Source organism: Chryseobacterium indoltheticum (assembly GCF_003815915.1).
Classification (GTDB): domain Bacteria; phylum Bacteroidota; class Bacteroidia; order Flavobacteriales; family Weeksellaceae; genus Chryseobacterium; species Chryseobacterium indoltheticum.
On sequence record NZ_CP033929.1, the window covers coordinates 2,916,199 to 2,933,253 of the forward strand.

Sequence of the window (17,055 nt, forward strand, 5' to 3'; positions counted from 1 at the left end):
TCAAAAAACAGACATTCTTAAATAATATTCTTTAATTTTGATTTAATTAAATTTTAAAATCACATGAAGAAGTTTTCATACTCACTTTTATTGGTTTCCGGATTAGCTTTCGGGCAGTTTTTCGAAAAAGGTAAAACGTTTACAAAACAAGATACCTTAAAAGGTTCTAATACCGAATTCAGAAATTTCTGGGATGTAAAAAAGTATGAACTTTCTGTAGAACCCGATTTTCAGCAAAAAAGTATTACCGGAAACAATAAAATAAGTTTTGAGATTACCAAAGATATTTCAAATCCTGTTTTTCAAATCGATCTGCAACAACCGATGAAAGTTGATGTGGTACAATGCAGTTTCCCTACTCCTAAACCATTTAAAAGAGAAGGTGATTTTATATTTATTTCATCGCATAAAAACTTTAAAAAAGGAGAAAAATACACCATTGATATTGGCTATTCCGGAAATCCTACGATTGCAAAAAGAGCACCTTGGGACGGAGGCTGGGTTTTCACAAAAGATGAAAAAGGAAATCCATGGATGAGCGTTGCCGATGAAGGAATTGGTGCTTCAATATGGCTTCCTACAAAAGATATCTGGAGTGATGAACCTGATAACGGAATCATTATGAAAATTATTACTCCAAAAGATTTAGTTGGAGTCGGAAATGGAAGATTAATTAACAAAAAAACCGAAAGCAATAAAAATATTTTCACCTGGGAAGTTAAGAATCCCATCAATGCCTATTCTATCATTCCAAACATTGGAAAATATGTAAATTTTAAAGATTCTTATACCGGAGAAAAAGGAAAGCTTGATCTTGATTATTGGGTAATCGACTACAATTTGGAGAAAGCAAAAAAACAGTTTCAACAGGTAAAACCAATGCTAAAAGCTTTTGAATATTGGTTTGGCCCTTATCCTTTTTATGAAGATTCTTACAAATTGGTTGATGCACCTTATTTGGGGATGGAACATCAGAGCAATATAGCTTACGGAAATGGGTATCAGAACGGATATTTAGGAAGAGATCTTTCAGGAACAGGAGTTGGTTTAAACTGGGATTTTATCATTATTCACGAAAGCGGACACGAATGGTTTGCGAATAGTATAACAGCAAAAGATCAAGCCGATATGTGGATTCATGAAGCTTTTACCAATTATTCTGAAGTTCTTTTTACTGAAAATTATATGGATAAAAAATCTGCGGATATGTATGCGCAGGGAATTCAGAATAATATTGAAAACGACGTTCCTATTATCGGAAAATACGGCGTACGAAATGAAGGAAGCGGCGATATGTATGCAAAAGGCGCAAGTATGCTTCATACGATGAGACAGATCATTAATGACGATGCAAAATTCAGACAGATTTTAAGAGGTTTAAATAAAGATTTTTATCATCAAACCGTCACAACAGAACAAGTTGAAAAATATATTTCAGAGAAAGCAGGTTTTGACTTTACAACAATTTTCAACCAATATTTGCGTACAACCGATGTTCCTGTTTTAGAATATGCTCAAAAAGGTACAGAATTGAAATTCCGTTTTGTAAATGGTGTAAAAAACTTAAACCTTCCGATAAGATTTGGTGAATACACCATTTCACCGAATGAATCTTGGCAAACGTTGAAGCTTAAGAATTCAAATCCGGTAGAGTTTAGCAAGAACTATTATATCAGATATAAAAAGATTTAATGAAAAATTTAAAAGGCAAAATCATACTTATGATTTTGCCTTTTTTTAACTAAAGTTTAGCAAAAAATTATAAATCTCACTGTAACAATTTCAATTTAAAATCAACTACTTATCAATAAAATAAACCTAATGAAAAAAATAGCAATAAGCTTAGGAATTCTTGCGGTGGCTTTCGTTCAAGCGCAATCTATAAAAACAAGCATCGACCTGGTGAATGTAAAAGACGATAAAATAGCCGTAACGATGGAATTTCCAAAAATGAAATCGAATGACGTGAAATTTCACTTTCCAAAAACAGTTCCCGGAACTTATTCTGTGGATGATTACGGAAGGTTTATAGAAGGAATAAAATTTTTAGACAACAAAGGAAAAGAAATCGCTTTTACCAAAGTGAATGACAATACGTATTCTCTGAAAAATGCAAAAGCATTAAGTAAAATTACGTATTTAGTAAATGACAGTTTCGATGAAGAAAATGGTACAGATAAACACAAAGCCGTATTCTCACCTTCCGGAACTGATATCGAACAGGGGAAAGTTTATTTGATTAATACGCACGGTTTTGTAGGGTATATCGATAATATGCAGGATGTTCCTTACCAATTAATAATTCAGAAGCCTACTGATTTTTACGGAACTACAGCTTTGGTTGATCAGGATAAATCTGAAGCAACCGATACTTTTACATTAGCCAATTATGCTAAACTGACAGATTCTCCTTTGATGTATTCAAAACCTGATTACATCACATTCAATGCTGGCGGAATGGATCTTGTTTTGGGTGTTTATTCTCCAACCGGAAAATATAAAGCAGCAGATTTTAAAGAAAATTTAGAAAAAATGGTCGTTGCTCAAAAGAAATTTTTGGGTGATATGAATACCAACAAGAAATATGCAATCATGCTTTATCTTGCAGGAACCGAAGGTCCTCAAATCAAAGGTTTCGGAGCATTGGAACATCACGAATCTACAAGTGTTGTGCTTCACGAAATGATGCCTAAAGAAGCGATTGACGAAGCTATTGTCGATGTAGTTTCTCATGAATTTTTCCACACCGTGAATCCTTTGAAGACGCATTCTGAAGAGATTCATTATTTTGATTATGCAGATCCTAAAATGTCTCAGCATCTTTGGATGTATGAAGGCGGAACCGAGTATTTTGCTAATTTATTCCAGATTCAGGAAGGTTTGATTACAAAAGAGCAGTTTTTACAGAGAATTGGCGATAAAATTAAAAATTCTAAAAACTACGACGATACCATGCCTTTTACGGTGATGAGTAAAAACATTCTTCAGGATCAGTATAAAGATCAGTACAGAAATGTCTACGAAAAAGGAACTCTTTTGACGATGTGTCTTGATATTGAACTGAGAAAATTATCAAACGGAGAAATGGGTTATCGCGATATGATCAGAAAATTATCTCAGAGATTTGGTGAAAACAAACCTTTTAAAGATGATAAACTGATCGACGAATTGGTAACCATTACAGGATATCCGCAGGTAAAAGATTTTTACAATAAATACATTGCAGGAAGCCAGCCAACGCCTTATGCAGAATATTTAGCTCAAGTGGGTGTAGAAATCAAGAAGCAGGAAACTCCGCCTATGTTTTGGTTTATCAAAGATCCTGCGCAAACCGGATACGATGAGAAGAACAATGCTTTTGCCTTTGATGATCACTCTGCTTTATCTTCATTCTCAAAAAGCATCGGATTTAAAATTACCGATCAGGTTCTTGCTTTAGACGGAAAAACCATCAATATTCAAAATGCTCAGGAATTTATCAGCTATGCACAATCGATCAAAGAAGGTCAAAATGTTACCGTTACCGTTCTTCGTAAAAATGGCGATAAAATGGATAAAATTGATTTGAAAGGAAAAGCTGTTTTAGATAAAATAACAATGGAAACATTACAATTTGAAGCCAATCCTACTCCTGCAGAACAGAAACTTCAGGATCAATGGTTGACCGGAAAAAAGTAAGTTAATTTAAGTTGTTGATAGTTTTGAGTTGATAGTTGATGGTTTGACATGCTATGTAATAATCAAAATTATATTATTCAACGAATTTAAAATAAAACAAGCGGGGAAATTTTCCTCGCTTGTTTGTAATTACAGTTCTGCAAAATCATGTATATGAGCAGCAAAATCATCTGTATGCCTCAGAAAATGATCTCACCACAACGCAATACCTGCTATACACCTCGCAAAATCATCTGTATATGACACCATGTTATATGTATGCTTCGCAAAGTCATCTTATCGTATCGCAAAACGAAGTGTAAGTGTCGCAAAATCATCTGTCTGTGATGCAATGTCATGTGTATTGTTCGTAAAACCATCTTATTTTAAAGAAATGAGTCCTTTCCGTTGATAAATACCTTCTGTCTCTTAAGGAATATCATCTGATTACCACGGAATGTCATCTGTCTGCTAAGGAAAGCCGTCTGACCGCAAAGGAATGTCGTCTGCCCCTTACGGAATTTCATCTGTCTGCCAAGGAAAGCCGTCTGGCAAAGAAAAAACAGCATCTTTGTTAAAAAATGCTGTTTTCCAGATTGATTATAAATAATTTCCTTTACAAAGATTTCATATTCACGGAAGCGAAAATTATGATAACGATAATAGTATTTTAAAAATAGTAAAGCGAGGAAAATCTTCCTCGCTTTACTTTACTATTTTATTTATACAATTCCGGCTCGATAGGATTGTTATTCTTTTTGAAACCTTCTTTTGCTTTTTTCTCCATTTCTCTGAAAACCAGATTAGGATCTGAAATTTCTTTTCCGTCTGCTGATTTAGTTTTAAACACAACTTTATTGGTTTCCGTGTTTTTCATCATCATCTCGCGCATATTTTTCGTAGGATCGTTTTTATACGCTTTCCAGGCTTTTTTAAACTGAGCTTCATTAATCTCAATATCCTTCCCTCCCATTCCGTAAAGTTGAACTCCTTGCGGAAGATTCATCTCTTTTTCTGTAGTAGTTTGAATCGTTTTATTTCCAACTAAAGTCAGGGAATGCGAACCTGTTTTATCTTCAATTTTCACAATCAAACCGGGAAGTCCGTAGAATTTATACGGTCCGTCCTGGAAAGGTAGATCTGTAGAAAACCAAGCCGTCCATTCTCTTCCACCGTATTTTGTTGTTGCTTTTTGAGCATTATATTCACCAATTTTCTGCTTATCAGGAAGAATTTTCCATTCCGGTTTTTTATCTTCTTCAATTTTATAGCTGTCGCTGGAAATCTTTGTGAAAAGATGAGTTTTAAAATCAGGATATTGTTTGGTAACCTTGTAAGTAATCATTCCCGATTTATCGTTTCTACTTATACTGATGCTGTTGGGACTCAATTTTAATTGTCTCTCCAAATCTGCCTGAGAAGTAGAATCTGCAATAAACTTTTCCTGACCGTAATATTTTGATCCGCTTTTATCAATATCCAAAAGCATTATTTCTTTCAAAACGTTTGCTTTGTCTGTAGAATCGGGAATAAATTTATAATCATAGAAAAAACGGTTTTGAGCAAAACTTGTGAATCCTATTATTAATAACAGCGCTAAAGATATTTTTTTCATGCTATTTTGTTTGATTAAGTTCTATTCTGTTGTTATCTTTTTTTATTTTTTCTTTCAGGCGTTCTTCCTGATCCTTCATCTGATTACCGGTTCCCTCTTTCATAATCATTGTCATACCGTTCATCTGTATTTGTTTTAAACCTTTTGTAGGATCATTTTCATATTCTTTAACCAATTTGTCATATTGTTTTTGATTGACTAAAATTTCCTTTTCGCTAAACACATCTTTTGGAATTTCCGTAAGATTTTTTACAGCCTGCAGGTTAAAGACATGTGATTTGCTTTGATCTTCCAATTTCACAATCAAACCCGGAAGACCATGAAATTTGTACGGACCATCCTGAATCGGAATATCTGAAGTGAACCATGCCGCCCATTTTCTTCCACCAAATTCAGTTTCGGCTTTTTGTGTATTCCATTCTCCGATTTTTTGCTTTTCGGACCTTATTTTCCAATCTATTTTTCGGTCATCAGCAACTTTATACTGATCCCTCAAAATTCTGTTATGAAAAAAGACTTCATATTTCGGATATTTTTTGGAAACCGAATACCTTATGGAGCCTTTTCGTCCATCCGTCTTAACATTCATCATTCCCGTTGAAGCCAACTGTTTTTCCAAATCAACTCTCATAATAGAATCGGAATGGTAAGCCGTATAGCTGTAAAACTTAGATCCCGAATCGGCAACATCAAGATTCATCATTTCGGTTTTTACATCGCCTGTGTTGGTAGAGTCTGGTATATAACGGTATTCGTAAGTAAAACGTTTGTTTTGAGCATCGGCAAAAACACCAATCATCAATACACAGAAAACGGTTATTAGTTTTTTCATTTTAAATTATTTTGAAAATATTTAAGGCTTGTTTAAAGATTATTTGAAAATAAAATTTTTAAATAATCTTCTTTTCTCCCCATCTAAACGGAGGAAATTATCTTGAAATTGCATCAAAATCGCACCCTTTAGGGCTGGGGAATAATTTTAATGCAATTTAAAAAAAGGCTCTTAAAACTTAAGATTATTTTTGTTTTGTTTTGATATGGATTTCTCCGGTGTCTTTGCCTGAAACTTTCGTTTTATTGATATTAATAGATTCGATGTTCTTTGGATCAAGACTTTGCATTTCTTCATTTGAGCTTGCACTCCCATCGATAAAATATTTTACATCACCAGCAGAATTAGCATTAATCATATCTTTTACGTTTGTTTTGAAAGTAGCACCATTAGAAAGAATTTTACTTTTCGGTGGCATTGGAAGTTCTGTGTAGGTAGAAGTTCCATAATATTTTCCTTTTGGAGCATGTGCATCAACAGCAATTATCCAAGGATTGTTTAGAGCTTTTTCCCCCACAATTTCTGCCTGTTTTTTAGAAAGTTCTGCTTGTTTTTTAGAAAGTTCTGCTTTTTGTTTTGACAATTTTTCCAGCTGTTTTTGCTCTTTCTTAGTTAAACTTAGAGATTTTCTTAAAGGAGGTGTAATTCTTTGATTGGGAAAAGATGGAGCACCGTAAACTTGTTTATCACTCATGTAAACTCTATCAATCTTGCCGTATTGATTCATAAGGCCGCCCGTAGCTTTTTTCAGTGACTTAATTTTTTCCTCAGTTAATCCTGATTTGACTTTAAACTCTTCCGAATTAAAAATTTGCTCCAAATTTAAATCACTTTGCTTTTGTAATAATTTATAACCTTCGTCATTACTTGCATCAACAGTTTTTCCTCCATTTTCACTTAATTTAAAAACATAACTGTTACCTTCTGGAGAAATAGTTTTAAACCCAAGATCTTTATAAATAGCTATTGTCCCTTCTCCATCATGAAAAATTTCGCTTTTGTCAACGAGCTTATCCATTTCTCCGGAAAGCTGTTTCAGCTCTTTAGCTTTTAGTTCAAATTCATAGCTTTTTTCACCTTTTTCTTTTGCTATTTTCTGAAGTTCGGCAGCTTTTTCTTTTGATTTTTCACTTAAAGTTTTAAGCTTGTCAGACTGAGTTTTCAGTTTTTCATTTGCTTTTGAAATTTTTTCCTGTTGCAATTTTACAATTTGCTCTGTTTCATTTTTTGGAGAGATAGTATCTCTTTTAATTTCAGAAACAGCTTTTTCAATTTCGTTATTTACTTCTTTTATTTCTTTATTTTTCGCATTAACCATATAGGCAAATGCAACAGTGAATAAAACCGGTAAGGCAAGTATTCTTCGCGCATACCCGAATTTCGTTTGTGGTTTTTGTAACATTTTGAGGCGTTTTTTAAGGTTTGAACTTAGAAACGGACTGGTCGCAGGCAACGGTTTTCCGGAAAAGTGGCTTGCTAAAAGCATCTGCGCAAATGCTTTTGTGTCCGATTGTTTGACGGCTTTTTTATCAGCCAGATATTCGTGTATTAAATTGATTTCTTTTTTGATAATATGAAAAAACGGATTGAACCAAAAAACAGAAGTGAGAACCTCTATAAAGATCTTGTCGATAGAGTGTTTTTGTTCAATATGAACCATTTCATGCTTTAAAATCTGCTTTCCTACTTCTGAATTGATGACAATCGTGTTTTTCCAGAAAAGGTTCTTGAAATAAGAGAATGGAGCTTCAGAAAGATTGGTTTGGTAAAAATTCACACCTTCAAAACTTTCTTTTTTAAACTGCCTTTTGAGTTGTTGGATTCTGAAAATCCCGTACATGAATTTCCCTAAAAAATAGAGAGAAACCAATCCCAAAGCTGAAAAAATAATTCTAAAATAAATGTCGTCATGGCTTATGGTTTTATTTGTATTTAAATTTTGTAGCTTATTAAGTAATACAAAAAGATTCTCATTTACCTCAATCGTAAAATCTTCCACTTTAATAAGAGGCAGCAAAATCGAGATCAGCATTGCAGACAAAAGGTAAAATCTGTTGTAATGATGAAAGGTCTTGTCTTTTAAAGACAACCGATAATACAAAAACATTACACCCGAACAGATTGTCACTTTTCCGAAATAAAAAATAAGAGCTTCCATATTAGTCTTTGTTTTTAAGTTCGCTTAATAACATTTCAAGATCTTCAACGGTCATTTCGTTTTTTTCAACCAAAAAAGAAACGGCACTTTTATAAGAACCTTTGAAATAATTTTTCACCAGGCTCTTCATCGTTTTCCCCGAATACTGCTCTTTTGTTACCAAAGGAAAATATTCGTGCTGTCTTCCGTACACATTATAATCTACAAACTCTTTATCTTTAAGAACTTTCAGAATTGTAGAAACCGTATTGGTATGAGGTTTGGGTTCAGGATAAAGATCCAAAACATCTTTAAGAAAACCTTTTTCGAGTTTCCATAAAAACTGCATTACCTGTTCTTCTGCTTTTGTTAAAGTCTGGATGATCATAATTTTAATTTAGAGTAAGCGATAAAATTACTAAAAAAATCGTATCACTAATAAATTAGTTATACAAATGTAGAAATATTTTTAAACTGTACAACTATTTTTCTAGTGATAAAGATAAAAAATAAATAAGTAATTGGTAATCAGATGAATAAAAAACACCAAAATATGTTAAATTTTTAATTAATGGAAAATATGGAGTTACTAATCATCAGAGAAAACGTGATTATTAGTTAAAATTCTTAAAACTTGTTAAATTTTATTAAATAAAATTAAAATGAATGCGCACAGAATGAGAAAATATATTTATTTTAGTGCTTTAAAAATTTCTAATGAAAAGATATACTCTACTTTCTGTTTTAATGTTGTTGATTTTTAATGTAACATCAGCGCAGACATCTTCTGTTTTCGGGTCGGTTACTGAAGCAAAAACAAAAATTGAAAACACCGTTCCTTTAGTTTTGGGACATCTGAAAAAAATAAGTGAATCACAGAATGACAACACCATTCTTACCAATGGTACCGCTGCTCTTAAGAAGGAATATGATGCTGTTGCTTTAGAATTTGATCTTTACAGAGGAAATATGGCGAGCTGTATTGTAAATAAATCTTCTAAAAAATCAACAAAATGTATGAATTATCATACGCAGTATTTCAGAAATACTTTGGGAATCTATGATAATTTCATCAATTATATTACAAAGAAAAACGGATATTTAGGAGTGGAAGACGAGGCTATAAAAAAAGATTTTAAACCTACAGAAATTGCGACGAAAATCGATACCGACTTTACAGCAGCAGCAAAAACAGCAGGAAAATTAAAAGGTACCGCAAAAGCATCATACTTTGAGCAGGTAAAATCTGAAGATTTTAAGCTGGCTCCTTTCGATACTTTAATTAAATAAATCTTACTTAAACATACAAAATCCCGTTTCGTTGAAACGGGATTTTTTTTTACAGTTTTTTATATTCGTCACTTACTACTCTTCCGTCAAAAGGCTCACTCCACACAACGAAAACTTTCTCGTCTGCAGATCTTTTTATTTCTGCCTGAATCACTTCATATTCACCATTTTCATCTTGTCTTTCAACAATAAGGTCTACACCCTTTCCCACTCCCTGATCAATTGCTACTTTGTATCTTGTATCATCTTTTACAAAATCTTGTTTGCTAAAATTTATACTTCCCATAATTATTTATTTTATTGTTACGATAAGCAATTAATAAACCATTATTTATTTAAACTAAGGATTTTTTGAGGCTGATAATTCATCAATTAAAGCACAAAAAAAGGAGAACCATTTCTGATTCTCCTGTTGGTAGCGGGGACACGACTCGAACGTGCGACCTCCGGGTTATGAGCCCGACGAGCTACCTACTGCTCTACCCCGCGGTATATTTTTAAACGTCTACCGAAGACGTTATACTTAGTAGCGGGAACCGGACTCGAACCGATGACCTTCGGGTTATGAGCCCGACGAGCTACCTACTGCTCCATCCCGCGATATTGTGTGGCAAAGATAGAGCTTTTTTTCTTAACTAAAAATATTCGGTATATATTCGTTTTGTATTCGTTTTAGTATTCTATTAATCAGCTAATTTAATTTTGATTTAAGATATGTTTTCCTTCAAAATCATAGATATATGTAAAATAACTGTACCTATTTTTAACTGCGTCTTTGTATTCCGCACTGATTGAAAAGCCCTTATCATGATTTTCAACTAAAATTCTTTCAATAACAGACTCTCCATTTTCTGAGTATAAAAATTTAGCGTAGAAATCATAAATTATCCTATTCATTGCATGAAAACTTATATCCTTATATCTTATGTTTTTATCTGTATTAATGGTTATAAAAATTTCAAAATCGTAGGAGATATCACAAAGTTTATAGCTGGTTGTAAAAATTCCAGGTGATTTACTTTGATCTTTTTTATTCTGTGCTATAAAGATATTTGGCACACAAATTAAAAATATCAAAATACCTTTCATATTTCAATTCTTTGCAAATCATCGTTGTAAAGTATAACCTGGTTTCCGACAACCTCGCCACCATAAGAATTGTTAGCAACATACTCCCATATTATAGCCCAAGCATTCAAACTTTCGTCATACGACACCGCAACTTTCTTTGGATTAAATGAATATTTATTTTTCAAATTTCTAAGTAAAGCATCACGAGATAAAGTAATCATTCTATCAATTTTCTCATAGCCCAGCTTATCAAATTCCGATTTAGAAGACATGTATTCAAAATAGATATTAATATTTTGTTCCTTACCATCCTTAACAGCCACTTTCACATCACCATGAAGTCCTGAGACTACATCATTAGTTTTTTGACTGACTTCAAACTTTGCCGGATTAACTATTTTGTTTTGCGCTTGAAATACAGAGAAAATTAAAATCGGCAATAAAATTATTAGTTTTTTCATATTATAAGATTAGGTTAATAGTAAACTCCTTTCTGTCTTCTAACTTCAACAACATTTGTGACAATTGCACATTCTTTCAAATTTATCCAAAAATCTGGATAATGTTCTTTATCCGGATTTCTTGATTCTAACAGCAGATCGCCAGTTTCAACATTATGTTCTTTGATTTTTTTTGTAATAAAACCTTTATCGTAATGAAAGAATGTAAAATCCCATTTATTGATGTGAAACTTATTTTTCCAGTATATTCTTGGAACCTCCCTTAATAATAATTTATCACCATCTGCAATCGAATCTATAGATCCATCATTCATAGAATCACCGGTACTATCAATTTCAAAGTATCTGCCTTTGGCATCATGATCTAAATAAATTACTCTTTTTTCCAAATCATCTAATAATTCATCTGCATAATAATTTGATTGCAAATTCAAACCTGCTTTTGCTGTAATAATGATCACTTCTTTAGGAAATCGTTTTGTTTCTGAAAATTTACCATCAACATGTTTATAGATATCAATATCATTTTCTGTCATCATCTTATCTACATCAAAGTCTTTCATTGACTTTGAGTCTAAAGAATTCCAATTCTTATCCAGATTAAGAATATCTAATATTATATCTAATTTTATATTATCTGGTTTTGTTTTACCTGTTATCCAATTATTTAAGGTTGTTGGATGAATTTTAGCTTTCACAGCTATTGAATTCTTTGTAAAGCCCTTACTTTCAATAGCATTCAAAAGCCTTTCACCAAAGGATTTTTCCATTTTTAATAGTTTTAATCTATAATTTAATATCTAATAATAGATAAATAATATCTAAAATATCTAAACAACATTGCTTTGTATCTAATATTAGATATATATTTGCATATCTATTAACAACAACAACAACGACAAAGGTAATTAAATATTGAAAAACCTGATTTACGGGTAACCGTAAAAGTTGAAAAAATTAAATGTTATGAATGCACTTGACCACTTTTTAGCAAATGTAACTGACGAATTCGGTAACAACATAGATTTTTCAAATATTGAAAATGAAGGCTTTAACGGTATCATTTGTATCGGTGATAATTCAGCTGAAATCAGCATTGATAAAGATTCATTTACCGAAATAGAAAACGATTTATCAGATGACGAACAAATAATGCTAAACGCATTTATAGAATACACTCAATCTGAAATGAAAAATCAGAAGTTTTTCATTCAGAATATAAAAACAACACAATGGACGCTTTTTTAAGAAATATTCTTGAACAGATGCCCTTATCAGAATTAGAAAGTCTGGTAGAGCAAAAGCGAAAGATGTTAGCGCCAAAAAAGCAAACACAAGATGACGAAATCAAAGCATACTTACTTAAAAACGTACTTAAATACAAAAATAAATTAATCACTAAAAATTAAGAAAATGGCAAAGCAAAATTCAACTCAGAAAACAGAAACACAATCACCAGTTCAACAAATGGCAGGTACCGAAGTTTCATTCTTTATACCAAATACTGAAGAATTAGGGACTTTAGATACACTTGAAGACAAATTCAGTCTTACAATGAAGTATAAAACCGCTGAAGATTGGGCAATGTTGAAAGATCAAGAAATCAGATGTTTTTACATGGGTACTAAAGAAATACCCAACGACAAAGAAGAGCTTGTTACTTGTGGTGTTTTCGTGACTAAAACAGAATGCTTCATTGCAGGTGGCAAAACCTTAGTCGATGCAGTTCGCCAACTACCAACAAAATCACCTATTTCTATTATTTACAGAGGTAAAAAGACTAACAAGTCAGTAGAAGGTTCAACAATGATTTTTGACGTAAAAACTTTAGGCTAACATGTTATTCACTTATTCACCAACATTAGAAGAAACAGACGTTATTCAAGCCCTCGATTTTGAGGGTTTGGAAACTCTGGACGAAGTAAAGACCGAAGCGCAAATAAAGCGTGAAAAATGGGACAAATCTAGATTGACGTATTTCTCAGGTTCTGAAATGGATCGCCTTTGCGGTTATGAGACTAAAGATGAATTGCCCGATGGTGCATACTCATATATCTCTGAAAAGGTCTACGAAACTATTTTCGGTGAAAAATACAAAGGCGACATTTTCGAAAGTGAAGATGTTCTAAGAGGTAAAAAATATGAATTACCAGCAGTTAGAGCAGTTGAAAAAGAAACTAACATTTCATTCTCATTTACTGGCGAAAATCAGAAGTTTTTCAAAAGAGGCGGTTTCGGTGCAACACCTGACGGTTTGAGCAAAATGTATTCACTTGAAATTAAGTGCCCAAATTTCGCAAACCACAATAAGTATAAAAGAATGAAAAAAGGTGAAGACCTTAAAAAATTCGAGAAAAAATACTGGTATCAAGTTCAATCTGAAATGTTCGTAACAAAACGAGATAAAGCAATTTTCGCAAGCTTCTATGTGAACGAAAAAACAGGTTACACAGACCTATTTTGGATTATCGTGAATAAGTGTGACAAAACTCAAGATTTAATTCAAAACCGTGTTAACATGGCAAATGTTGAGAAAAGAAGACAAGTTAAGACCTACAAAAAACCGATAATAATTGATTAAAATGAGTCACGATAAACCAATAAACCCACAGATTCAAAGCCTTACAAATGATGTCTGGTTCAATCCTGATAATCAAGGTTTAAACATCAGAGAATACTACGCAGGTTTAGCATTGCAAGGATTAAAGTCTAATCCAAATTTAAGCAACAACACACCAGCTTTTATTGCTGAACAATGTGTAAAACTTGCCGATGCTTTAATAATTGAACTTCAAAAACCTTTTAAGCCAAATGCTGACTAATGTAGCTTCAAAATCAGAGATTAAAGCAGAATTAGAGAAATATCAGTTTCACACAGAAATTCATCTTTCTGAAAATCCAGAAGAGGTAGTACTATGGGCTCAAGAAGCCCTTGTATACCTCGGCAGAACCGCTAAGTTGATCGCAGACGCTCAATATCACAAAGATCGAAAAATGAGAAGCGAGCTAACTGAACAAATTAAGACCATCGTTGCATTTGCACCATCTACAGCAAACAAATTTGTCGATAGTCTTATGGAAGAAGAAAACTATTTATTGAAATGGGCTGAGCGTCAAAATGCTGCATTTGCCCGCCAAATCGATTTCGCTCGAACAATCATCAGCAAAGCAAAAGAAGAACTTAAATATACTCATACAAATACTAACTAATGAAACTACAAACAAAATTTGAGGAAGAAGTTTTAATCACTTCTGATGTTGAACTCATGAAAGGTATGTATACCCGAAAAAGAGTATTAAGAGGCTGGAGCGAAGACTTTATTGACGAAGATACTGGCGAGGTTGTCTCAATTGAAAGACATGAGATAGTTATGGATCGTGGTATTTTAATCGATAACAGTAACATTTCAATTCTACAATTTCATTTAGCTGCAGGTGACCTAGAGTCAGTTGAGCTAAGCAATCAAAAAAGAGATGGAATTTTCTATTCTAGCATGGGTTCGATATGGTCTGTTACAGCTTCAATAAATGGTAAAAATAAAAATATTTACCTCTATGCAAATTCTCCCGATATGGCACTTGCAATCGCTAAGGATTTTATTGAACAACAATATCCCGGAGGATTTGGCATTTCCAGTCTTAAAGAAATGGCAATGATGCACCTGCTTACCAAATTAAGTCAAGAAACCGACGGTGAATTGAAATTCTACAAAATAGAAGTTGAGATCGAAAATGAAGCAGGTTCATACAATAGAATTTACATCGTACGTGCAACCGATGCAGAAAATGCGAAAGCTTTAATTGATGCTTATGTTATTTCTGAAAACAACAAATTGGAAACGCCAGTTGAAGAACTACACCTCACGTTGCTTTCAGCAAGCACAGTTCCTTGCGAAGCTATGATTGACTTTGATTTCTGCAATAAATATTTTGAAGCAGATAAAGAAAAATAAACTGGTCGGGGATTTAGCTTAGTCAGGATAGAGCAAGGGTGATCACATTAACAAGACCTAAGGCGCAGGTTCGAATCCTGCAATCTCCACAATTAAAATTAAAAAAATGAATCAAGACGAATTACTATTAATCAGAGATTTCACTTCTACAGATGAAAAAAGAGAAATAGCGGGTAAACACAACTACCAAAAAGATACTGTAATGGCCATCATTAGAAATGATCGAAGAATTACTGCTGATAATGAAATTATGATGCAGGAACTACTTGAAAAAGCTAAGGAGAATAAAAATAAAAAACAACTTCAAAAATAATTACCATGTCTCAGACTTCAGTAAAAGCATTTCAGGAGATTTCTGAGCAAATCCCTGAGAAAAGAAGAATCGTTTACACGGCTCTTAAAAATAACCCGAATAACTCATTTTATCGTATTGCATTTATTCTGGGTTGGAATGTAAATAAAGTTTCAAACCGGTTCAACGAACTCGAAAATGCAGGTCTTATTGAAAAAACAGGTGAAGAAACTAGAGGAAAGTTCACAAGAGATCGATTTTCTATCATAACTGATGTTGAAAAGATTATTGAAAAACAAAATGAATTATACGTCTTCTTCGTTGAAACGAAATCTCAACTTGAGGCAGATCACCATCGTTGCCAAACAAAAGAAGGAAAGGAACTTTTAAGAAAGAGAATCCAATACCTGAAAGGCAAAATTTCAAACTTGAAAATGCATTCGGTATGAGTAAGCAGTCAAGTGAAACATGCAGAAATGATAGAGCTAAGGCAATTAAATATCACAGAGCTTTAAAAGAAAGTTACGGATTAGCAATATTTTCAAAATCAAGAAAAAGAGAAACGGTTTTAATCAGACGAATGTTAGTTACTTTCATGGTAAATGAAAAGCAATTCAAGGAATGTTTTATAGCCAAAATATTCAATGTAAGTCACGCTGCAATATTCTATTTCATGAAGCCTATTATTGATAAGGAATTTGAAAGATTCTACAGATTGAATATCGAAACACTAAGAGAAAATTTTGAAAAAATAGACAATCATGTCATTTCATCATAGAGGTATAGAATATTTCATTGGCCTCTATTCTACAAAATTTACAATATCTATTCCCGCACTAAAAAACTACTTCAAAGAGATTGAAGTAAAGAAGGTCGATACCGCTCACTCAAAAGCTCAAACAATTATAGAAGATGAAATACAAAGAATTTCTAAAGATAAAATCTAAAATTACACACTTATGAAAACCGAAAAAATCCAGATGTATTTTGAAGATAGAATGAAGCTTTTATCAAGGCTAGGAGATAAGTCTATTGATATTGCGATTTTAGACCCTGAATATGGTATTAATGCGCCTGATATGTCTATGGGTTCAAATCCCAAAAGAAAAGGTGCAAATCAATATCCTGGCGTAAGCACAGCAAAGAAAGTTAAAGGTCGATTAAATCAAGGTGGCGGTAAACTTAAAAATAGATTATTGAATAAATCTGAAATAGATTGGGACAATGCAATTCCTTCGCCTGAATTCTGGAAAGAAATATTCAGGGTTTCAAAAAATCAAATTGTTTTTGGTGGCAATTATTTTCCAGATTTATGGGAAAAAGGCGCAAGAGGAATTGGTTTTTGGGATAAGTTACAGCCATGGGAGAATTTCTCTCAATTTGAACTAATATGGACTTCTTATGACTGTCCTGCTTTTAAAATCGAGCATTCAAATACTGGTGGCGCAAATAGAGAAACTAAAATACACCCAACTCAAAAACCAGTTGTAGTATATAAACATCTGCTTAAAAAATTTGCAAAGCCTGAAGATGTAATACTTGATACTGGTCATGGTTCCGGTTCTATTATTATCGCTTGTCATGATTTCGGTAATAAAATTATATCCTGTGATAGCAATGCTCTTCATTTTCATGATTCGTTACTGCGAGTTGAAGATTATGTAAAACATCATACAAGTTTATTCCAACCAGCAGAACTTTTAAGTCAGCAAACATCATTTGATTATTAAGTACGTATAAACTACAA

23 protein-coding genes and 3 tRNA genes are annotated in these 17,055 nt (G+C 32.9%); 16 read left to right on the top strand and 10 right to left on the bottom strand.

Annotated features, from left to right (window positions below):
- The first annotated feature begins 63 nt into the window (after positions 1-63).
- Together EG358_RS13550 and EG358_RS13555 are read left to right on the top strand one after the other, a co-directional pair.
- Positions 64-1,692 (top strand): M1 family metallopeptidase, encoded by a 1,629-nt coding sequence (locus EG358_RS13550; protein WP_076559845.1) that lies wholly within the window; start codon positions 64-66, stop codon positions 1,690-1,692.
- 129 nt (positions 1,693-1,821) lie between these two features.
- On the top strand, positions 1,822-3,678 hold the full coding sequence (locus EG358_RS13555) for a M61 family metallopeptidase (protein ID WP_076559844.1): 1,857 nt from the start codon (positions 1,822-1,824) through the stop codon (positions 3,676-3,678).
- Between the two features lie 697 nt (positions 3,679-4,375).
- On the opposite strand, the gene EG358_RS13560 is transcribed toward EG358_RS13555, so the two are convergent.
- The 4 genes from EG358_RS13560 to EG358_RS13575 all read right to left on the bottom strand — a co-directional run bounded on the left by EG358_RS13560 (position 4,376) and on the right by EG358_RS13575 (position 8,629).
- Positions 4,376-5,272, bottom strand: a complete 897-nt coding sequence (locus EG358_RS13560; protein WP_076559842.1) for a GLPGLI family protein — start codon at positions 5,270-5,272, stop codon at positions 4,376-4,378.
- Between the two features lies 1 nt (position 5,273).
- The gene (locus EG358_RS13565) at positions 5,274-6,104 is read right to left on the bottom strand and encodes a GLPGLI family protein (protein WP_076559840.1); all 831 of its coding nucleotides are present in this window, start codon (positions 6,102-6,104) and stop codon (positions 5,274-5,276) included.
- 184 nt (positions 6,105-6,288) lie between these two features.
- Positions 6,289-8,262 (bottom strand): M56 family metallopeptidase, encoded by a 1,974-nt coding sequence (locus tag EG358_RS13570; RefSeq protein WP_076559839.1) that lies wholly within the window; start codon positions 8,260-8,262, stop codon positions 6,289-6,291.
- A gap of 1 nt (position 8,263) precedes the next feature.
- Entirely contained in the window at positions 8,264-8,629 is a 366-nt protein-coding gene (locus EG358_RS13575) for a BlaI/MecI/CopY family transcriptional regulator (protein ID WP_066679295.1), read from the bottom strand.
- Between the two features lie 329 nt (positions 8,630-8,958).
- Between EG358_RS13575 and EG358_RS13580 the strand changes: the two genes are divergently transcribed.
- Positions 8,959-9,531, top strand: coding sequence for a hypothetical protein (locus EG358_RS13580; RefSeq protein WP_076559837.1), 573 nt, complete (start codon positions 8,959-8,961; stop codon positions 9,529-9,531).
- A 49-nt stretch (positions 9,532-9,580) separates the two neighbouring features.
- On the opposite strand, the gene EG358_RS13585 is transcribed toward EG358_RS13580, so the two are convergent.
- The 6 genes from EG358_RS13585 to EG358_RS13610 form a co-directional block, all read right to left on the bottom strand.
- Positions 9,581-9,817, bottom strand: coding sequence for a S8/S53 family peptidase (locus tag EG358_RS13585; RefSeq protein WP_076559836.1), 237 nt, complete (start codon positions 9,815-9,817; stop codon positions 9,581-9,583).
- Between the two features lie 127 nt (positions 9,818-9,944).
- A tRNA-Met gene (locus EG358_RS13590) sits at positions 9,945-10,020 on the bottom strand.
- A gap of 38 nt (positions 10,021-10,058) precedes the next feature.
- Positions 10,059-10,131: transfer RNA gene (locus EG358_RS13595), tRNA-Met, on the bottom strand.
- Positions 10,132-10,227: 96 nt separating this feature from the next.
- Positions 10,228-10,620, bottom strand: a complete 393-nt coding sequence (locus EG358_RS13600) for a hypothetical protein (RefSeq protein ID WP_076559834.1) — start codon at positions 10,618-10,620, stop codon at positions 10,228-10,230.
- Positions 10,617-11,063, bottom strand: a complete 447-nt coding sequence (locus tag EG358_RS13605) for a hypothetical protein (RefSeq protein ID WP_076559832.1) — start codon at positions 11,061-11,063, stop codon at positions 10,617-10,619. Before EG358_RS13605 ends, EG358_RS13600 begins: the two co-directional genes overlap by 4 nt.
- 14 nt (positions 11,064-11,077) lie before the next feature.
- Positions 11,078-11,833 (bottom strand): helix-turn-helix domain-containing protein, encoded by a 756-nt coding sequence (locus EG358_RS13610; protein WP_076559830.1) that lies wholly within the window; start codon positions 11,831-11,833, stop codon positions 11,078-11,080.
- 196 nt (positions 11,834-12,029) lie between these two features.
- On the opposite strand from EG358_RS13610, the gene EG358_RS13615 reads away from it, so the two are divergent.
- From EG358_RS13615 to EG358_RS13670, 13 genes are all read left to right on the top strand, one after another.
- The gene (locus EG358_RS13615; RefSeq protein WP_076559828.1) at positions 12,030-12,311 is read left to right on the top strand and encodes a hypothetical protein; all 282 of its coding nucleotides are present in this window, start codon (positions 12,030-12,032) and stop codon (positions 12,309-12,311) included.
- Complete coding sequence (locus EG358_RS19680; RefSeq protein ID WP_159436367.1) at positions 12,296-12,472, top strand: hypothetical protein; 177 nt, start codon at positions 12,296-12,298, stop codon at positions 12,470-12,472. The genes EG358_RS13615 and EG358_RS19680 overlap by 16 nt, the downstream gene beginning before the upstream one ends.
- A 4-nt stretch (positions 12,473-12,476) precedes the next feature.
- Positions 12,477-12,899: a hypothetical protein gene (locus tag EG358_RS13620; protein WP_076559826.1), complete on the top strand. Its 423-nt coding sequence runs from the start codon at positions 12,477-12,479 to the stop codon at positions 12,897-12,899.
- Between the two features lies 1 nt (position 12,900).
- Positions 12,901-13,644 (top strand): YqaJ viral recombinase family protein, encoded by a 744-nt coding sequence (locus tag EG358_RS13625; protein ID WP_076559824.1) that lies wholly within the window; start codon positions 12,901-12,903, stop codon positions 13,642-13,644.
- A gap of 1 nt (position 13,645) precedes the next feature.
- On the top strand, positions 13,646-13,885 hold the full coding sequence (locus tag EG358_RS13630; protein WP_076559822.1) for a hypothetical protein: 240 nt from the start codon (positions 13,646-13,648) through the stop codon (positions 13,883-13,885).
- Positions 13,875-14,273: a hypothetical protein gene (locus EG358_RS13635; protein ID WP_076559820.1), complete on the top strand. Its 399-nt coding sequence runs from the start codon at positions 13,875-13,877 to the stop codon at positions 14,271-14,273. The genes EG358_RS13630 and EG358_RS13635 overlap by 11 nt, the downstream gene beginning before the upstream one ends.
- Positions 14,273-15,016: a hypothetical protein gene (locus EG358_RS13640; protein WP_076559818.1), complete on the top strand. Its 744-nt coding sequence runs from the start codon at positions 14,273-14,275 to the stop codon at positions 15,014-15,016. Before EG358_RS13635 ends, EG358_RS13640 begins: the two co-directional genes overlap by 1 nt.
- Before the next feature lie 7 nt (positions 15,017-15,023).
- A tRNA-OTHER gene (locus EG358_RS13645) sits at positions 15,024-15,105 on the top strand.
- A gap of 17 nt (positions 15,106-15,122) precedes the next feature.
- Entirely contained in the window at positions 15,123-15,329 is a 207-nt protein-coding gene (locus EG358_RS13650; RefSeq protein WP_076559816.1) for a hypothetical protein, read from the top strand.
- Between the two features lie 5 nt (positions 15,330-15,334).
- A complete protein-coding gene (locus EG358_RS13655; RefSeq protein ID WP_076559814.1) occupies positions 15,335-15,757 on the top strand; it encodes a hypothetical protein in 423 nt (140 codons plus the stop codon).
- Positions 15,754-16,086, top strand: a complete 333-nt coding sequence (locus EG358_RS13660; protein WP_076559812.1) for a hypothetical protein — start codon at positions 15,754-15,756, stop codon at positions 16,084-16,086. The genes EG358_RS13655 and EG358_RS13660 overlap by 4 nt, the downstream gene beginning before the upstream one ends.
- Entirely contained in the window at positions 16,070-16,255 is a 186-nt protein-coding gene (locus EG358_RS13665; RefSeq protein WP_076559811.1) for a hypothetical protein, read from the top strand. Before EG358_RS13660 ends, EG358_RS13665 begins: the two co-directional genes overlap by 17 nt.
- A gap of 12 nt (positions 16,256-16,267) precedes the next feature.
- Positions 16,268-17,038 carry a DNA methyltransferase gene (locus tag EG358_RS13670; protein WP_076559809.1) on the top strand — a complete coding sequence of 257 codons (771 nt, stop codon included), beginning with the start codon at positions 16,268-16,270 and terminating at the stop codon, positions 17,036-17,038.
- Positions 17,039-17,055 lie beyond the last annotated feature (17 nt).

What these genes read in the sequence shown, in the direction of transcription:
- EG358_RS13550 (WP_076559845.1), top strand. Translation starts at nt 64, where the DNA reads ATGAAGAAGTTTTCATACTCACTTTTATTGGTTTCCGGATTAGCTTTC.
- EG358_RS13555 (WP_076559844.1), top strand. Translation starts at nt 1,822, where the DNA reads ATGAAAAAAATAGCAATAAGCTTAGGAATTCTTGCGGTGGCTTTCGTT.
- EG358_RS13560 (WP_076559842.1), bottom strand. Translation starts at nt 5,272, where the DNA reads ATGAAAAAAATATCTTTAGCGCTGTTATTAATAATAGGATTCACAAGT.
- EG358_RS13565 (WP_076559840.1), bottom strand. Translation starts at nt 6,104, where the DNA reads ATGAAAAAACTAATAACCGTTTTCTGTGTATTGATGATTGGTGTTTTT.
- EG358_RS13570 (WP_076559839.1), bottom strand. Translation starts at nt 8,262, where the DNA reads ATGGAAGCTCTTATTTTTTATTTCGGAAAAGTGACAATCTGTTCGGGT.
- EG358_RS13575 (WP_066679295.1), bottom strand. Translation starts at nt 8,629, where the DNA reads ATGATCATCCAGACTTTAACAAAAGCAGAAGAACAGGTAATGCAGTTT.
- EG358_RS13580 (WP_076559837.1), top strand. Translation starts at nt 8,959, where the DNA reads ATGAAAAGATATACTCTACTTTCTGTTTTAATGTTGTTGATTTTTAAT.
- EG358_RS13585 (WP_076559836.1), bottom strand. Translation starts at nt 9,817, where the DNA reads ATGGGAAGTATAAATTTTAGCAAACAAGATTTTGTAAAAGATGATACA.
- EG358_RS13600 (WP_076559834.1), bottom strand. Translation starts at nt 10,620, where the DNA reads ATGAAAGGTATTTTGATATTTTTAATTTGTGTGCCAAATATCTTTATA.
- EG358_RS13605 (WP_076559832.1), bottom strand. Translation starts at nt 11,063, where the DNA reads ATGAAAAAACTAATAATTTTATTGCCGATTTTAATTTTCTCTGTATTT.
- EG358_RS13610 (WP_076559830.1), bottom strand. Translation starts at nt 11,833, where the DNA reads ATGGAAAAATCCTTTGGTGAAAGGCTTTTGAATGCTATTGAAAGTAAG.
- EG358_RS13615 (WP_076559828.1), top strand. Translation starts at nt 12,030, where the DNA reads ATGAATGCACTTGACCACTTTTTAGCAAATGTAACTGACGAATTCGGT.
- EG358_RS19680 (WP_159436367.1), top strand. Translation starts at nt 12,296, where the DNA reads ATGGACGCTTTTTTAAGAAATATTCTTGAACAGATGCCCTTATCAGAA.
- EG358_RS13620 (WP_076559826.1), top strand. Translation starts at nt 12,477, where the DNA reads ATGGCAAAGCAAAATTCAACTCAGAAAACAGAAACACAATCACCAGTT.
- EG358_RS13625 (WP_076559824.1), top strand. Translation starts at nt 12,901, where the DNA reads ATGTTATTCACTTATTCACCAACATTAGAAGAAACAGACGTTATTCAA.
- EG358_RS13630 (WP_076559822.1), top strand. Translation starts at nt 13,646, where the DNA reads ATGAGTCACGATAAACCAATAAACCCACAGATTCAAAGCCTTACAAAT.
- EG358_RS13635 (WP_076559820.1), top strand. Translation starts at nt 13,875, where the DNA reads ATGCTGACTAATGTAGCTTCAAAATCAGAGATTAAAGCAGAATTAGAG.
- EG358_RS13640 (WP_076559818.1), top strand. Translation starts at nt 14,273, where the DNA reads ATGAAACTACAAACAAAATTTGAGGAAGAAGTTTTAATCACTTCTGAT.
- EG358_RS13650 (WP_076559816.1), top strand. Translation starts at nt 15,123, where the DNA reads ATGAATCAAGACGAATTACTATTAATCAGAGATTTCACTTCTACAGAT.
- EG358_RS13655 (WP_076559814.1), top strand. Translation starts at nt 15,335, where the DNA reads ATGTCTCAGACTTCAGTAAAAGCATTTCAGGAGATTTCTGAGCAAATC.
- EG358_RS13660 (WP_076559812.1), top strand. Translation starts at nt 15,754, where the DNA reads ATGAGTAAGCAGTCAAGTGAAACATGCAGAAATGATAGAGCTAAGGCA.
- EG358_RS13665 (WP_076559811.1), top strand. Translation starts at nt 16,070, where the DNA reads ATGTCATTTCATCATAGAGGTATAGAATATTTCATTGGCCTCTATTCT.
- EG358_RS13670 (WP_076559809.1), top strand. Translation starts at nt 16,268, where the DNA reads ATGAAAACCGAAAAAATCCAGATGTATTTTGAAGATAGAATGAAGCTT.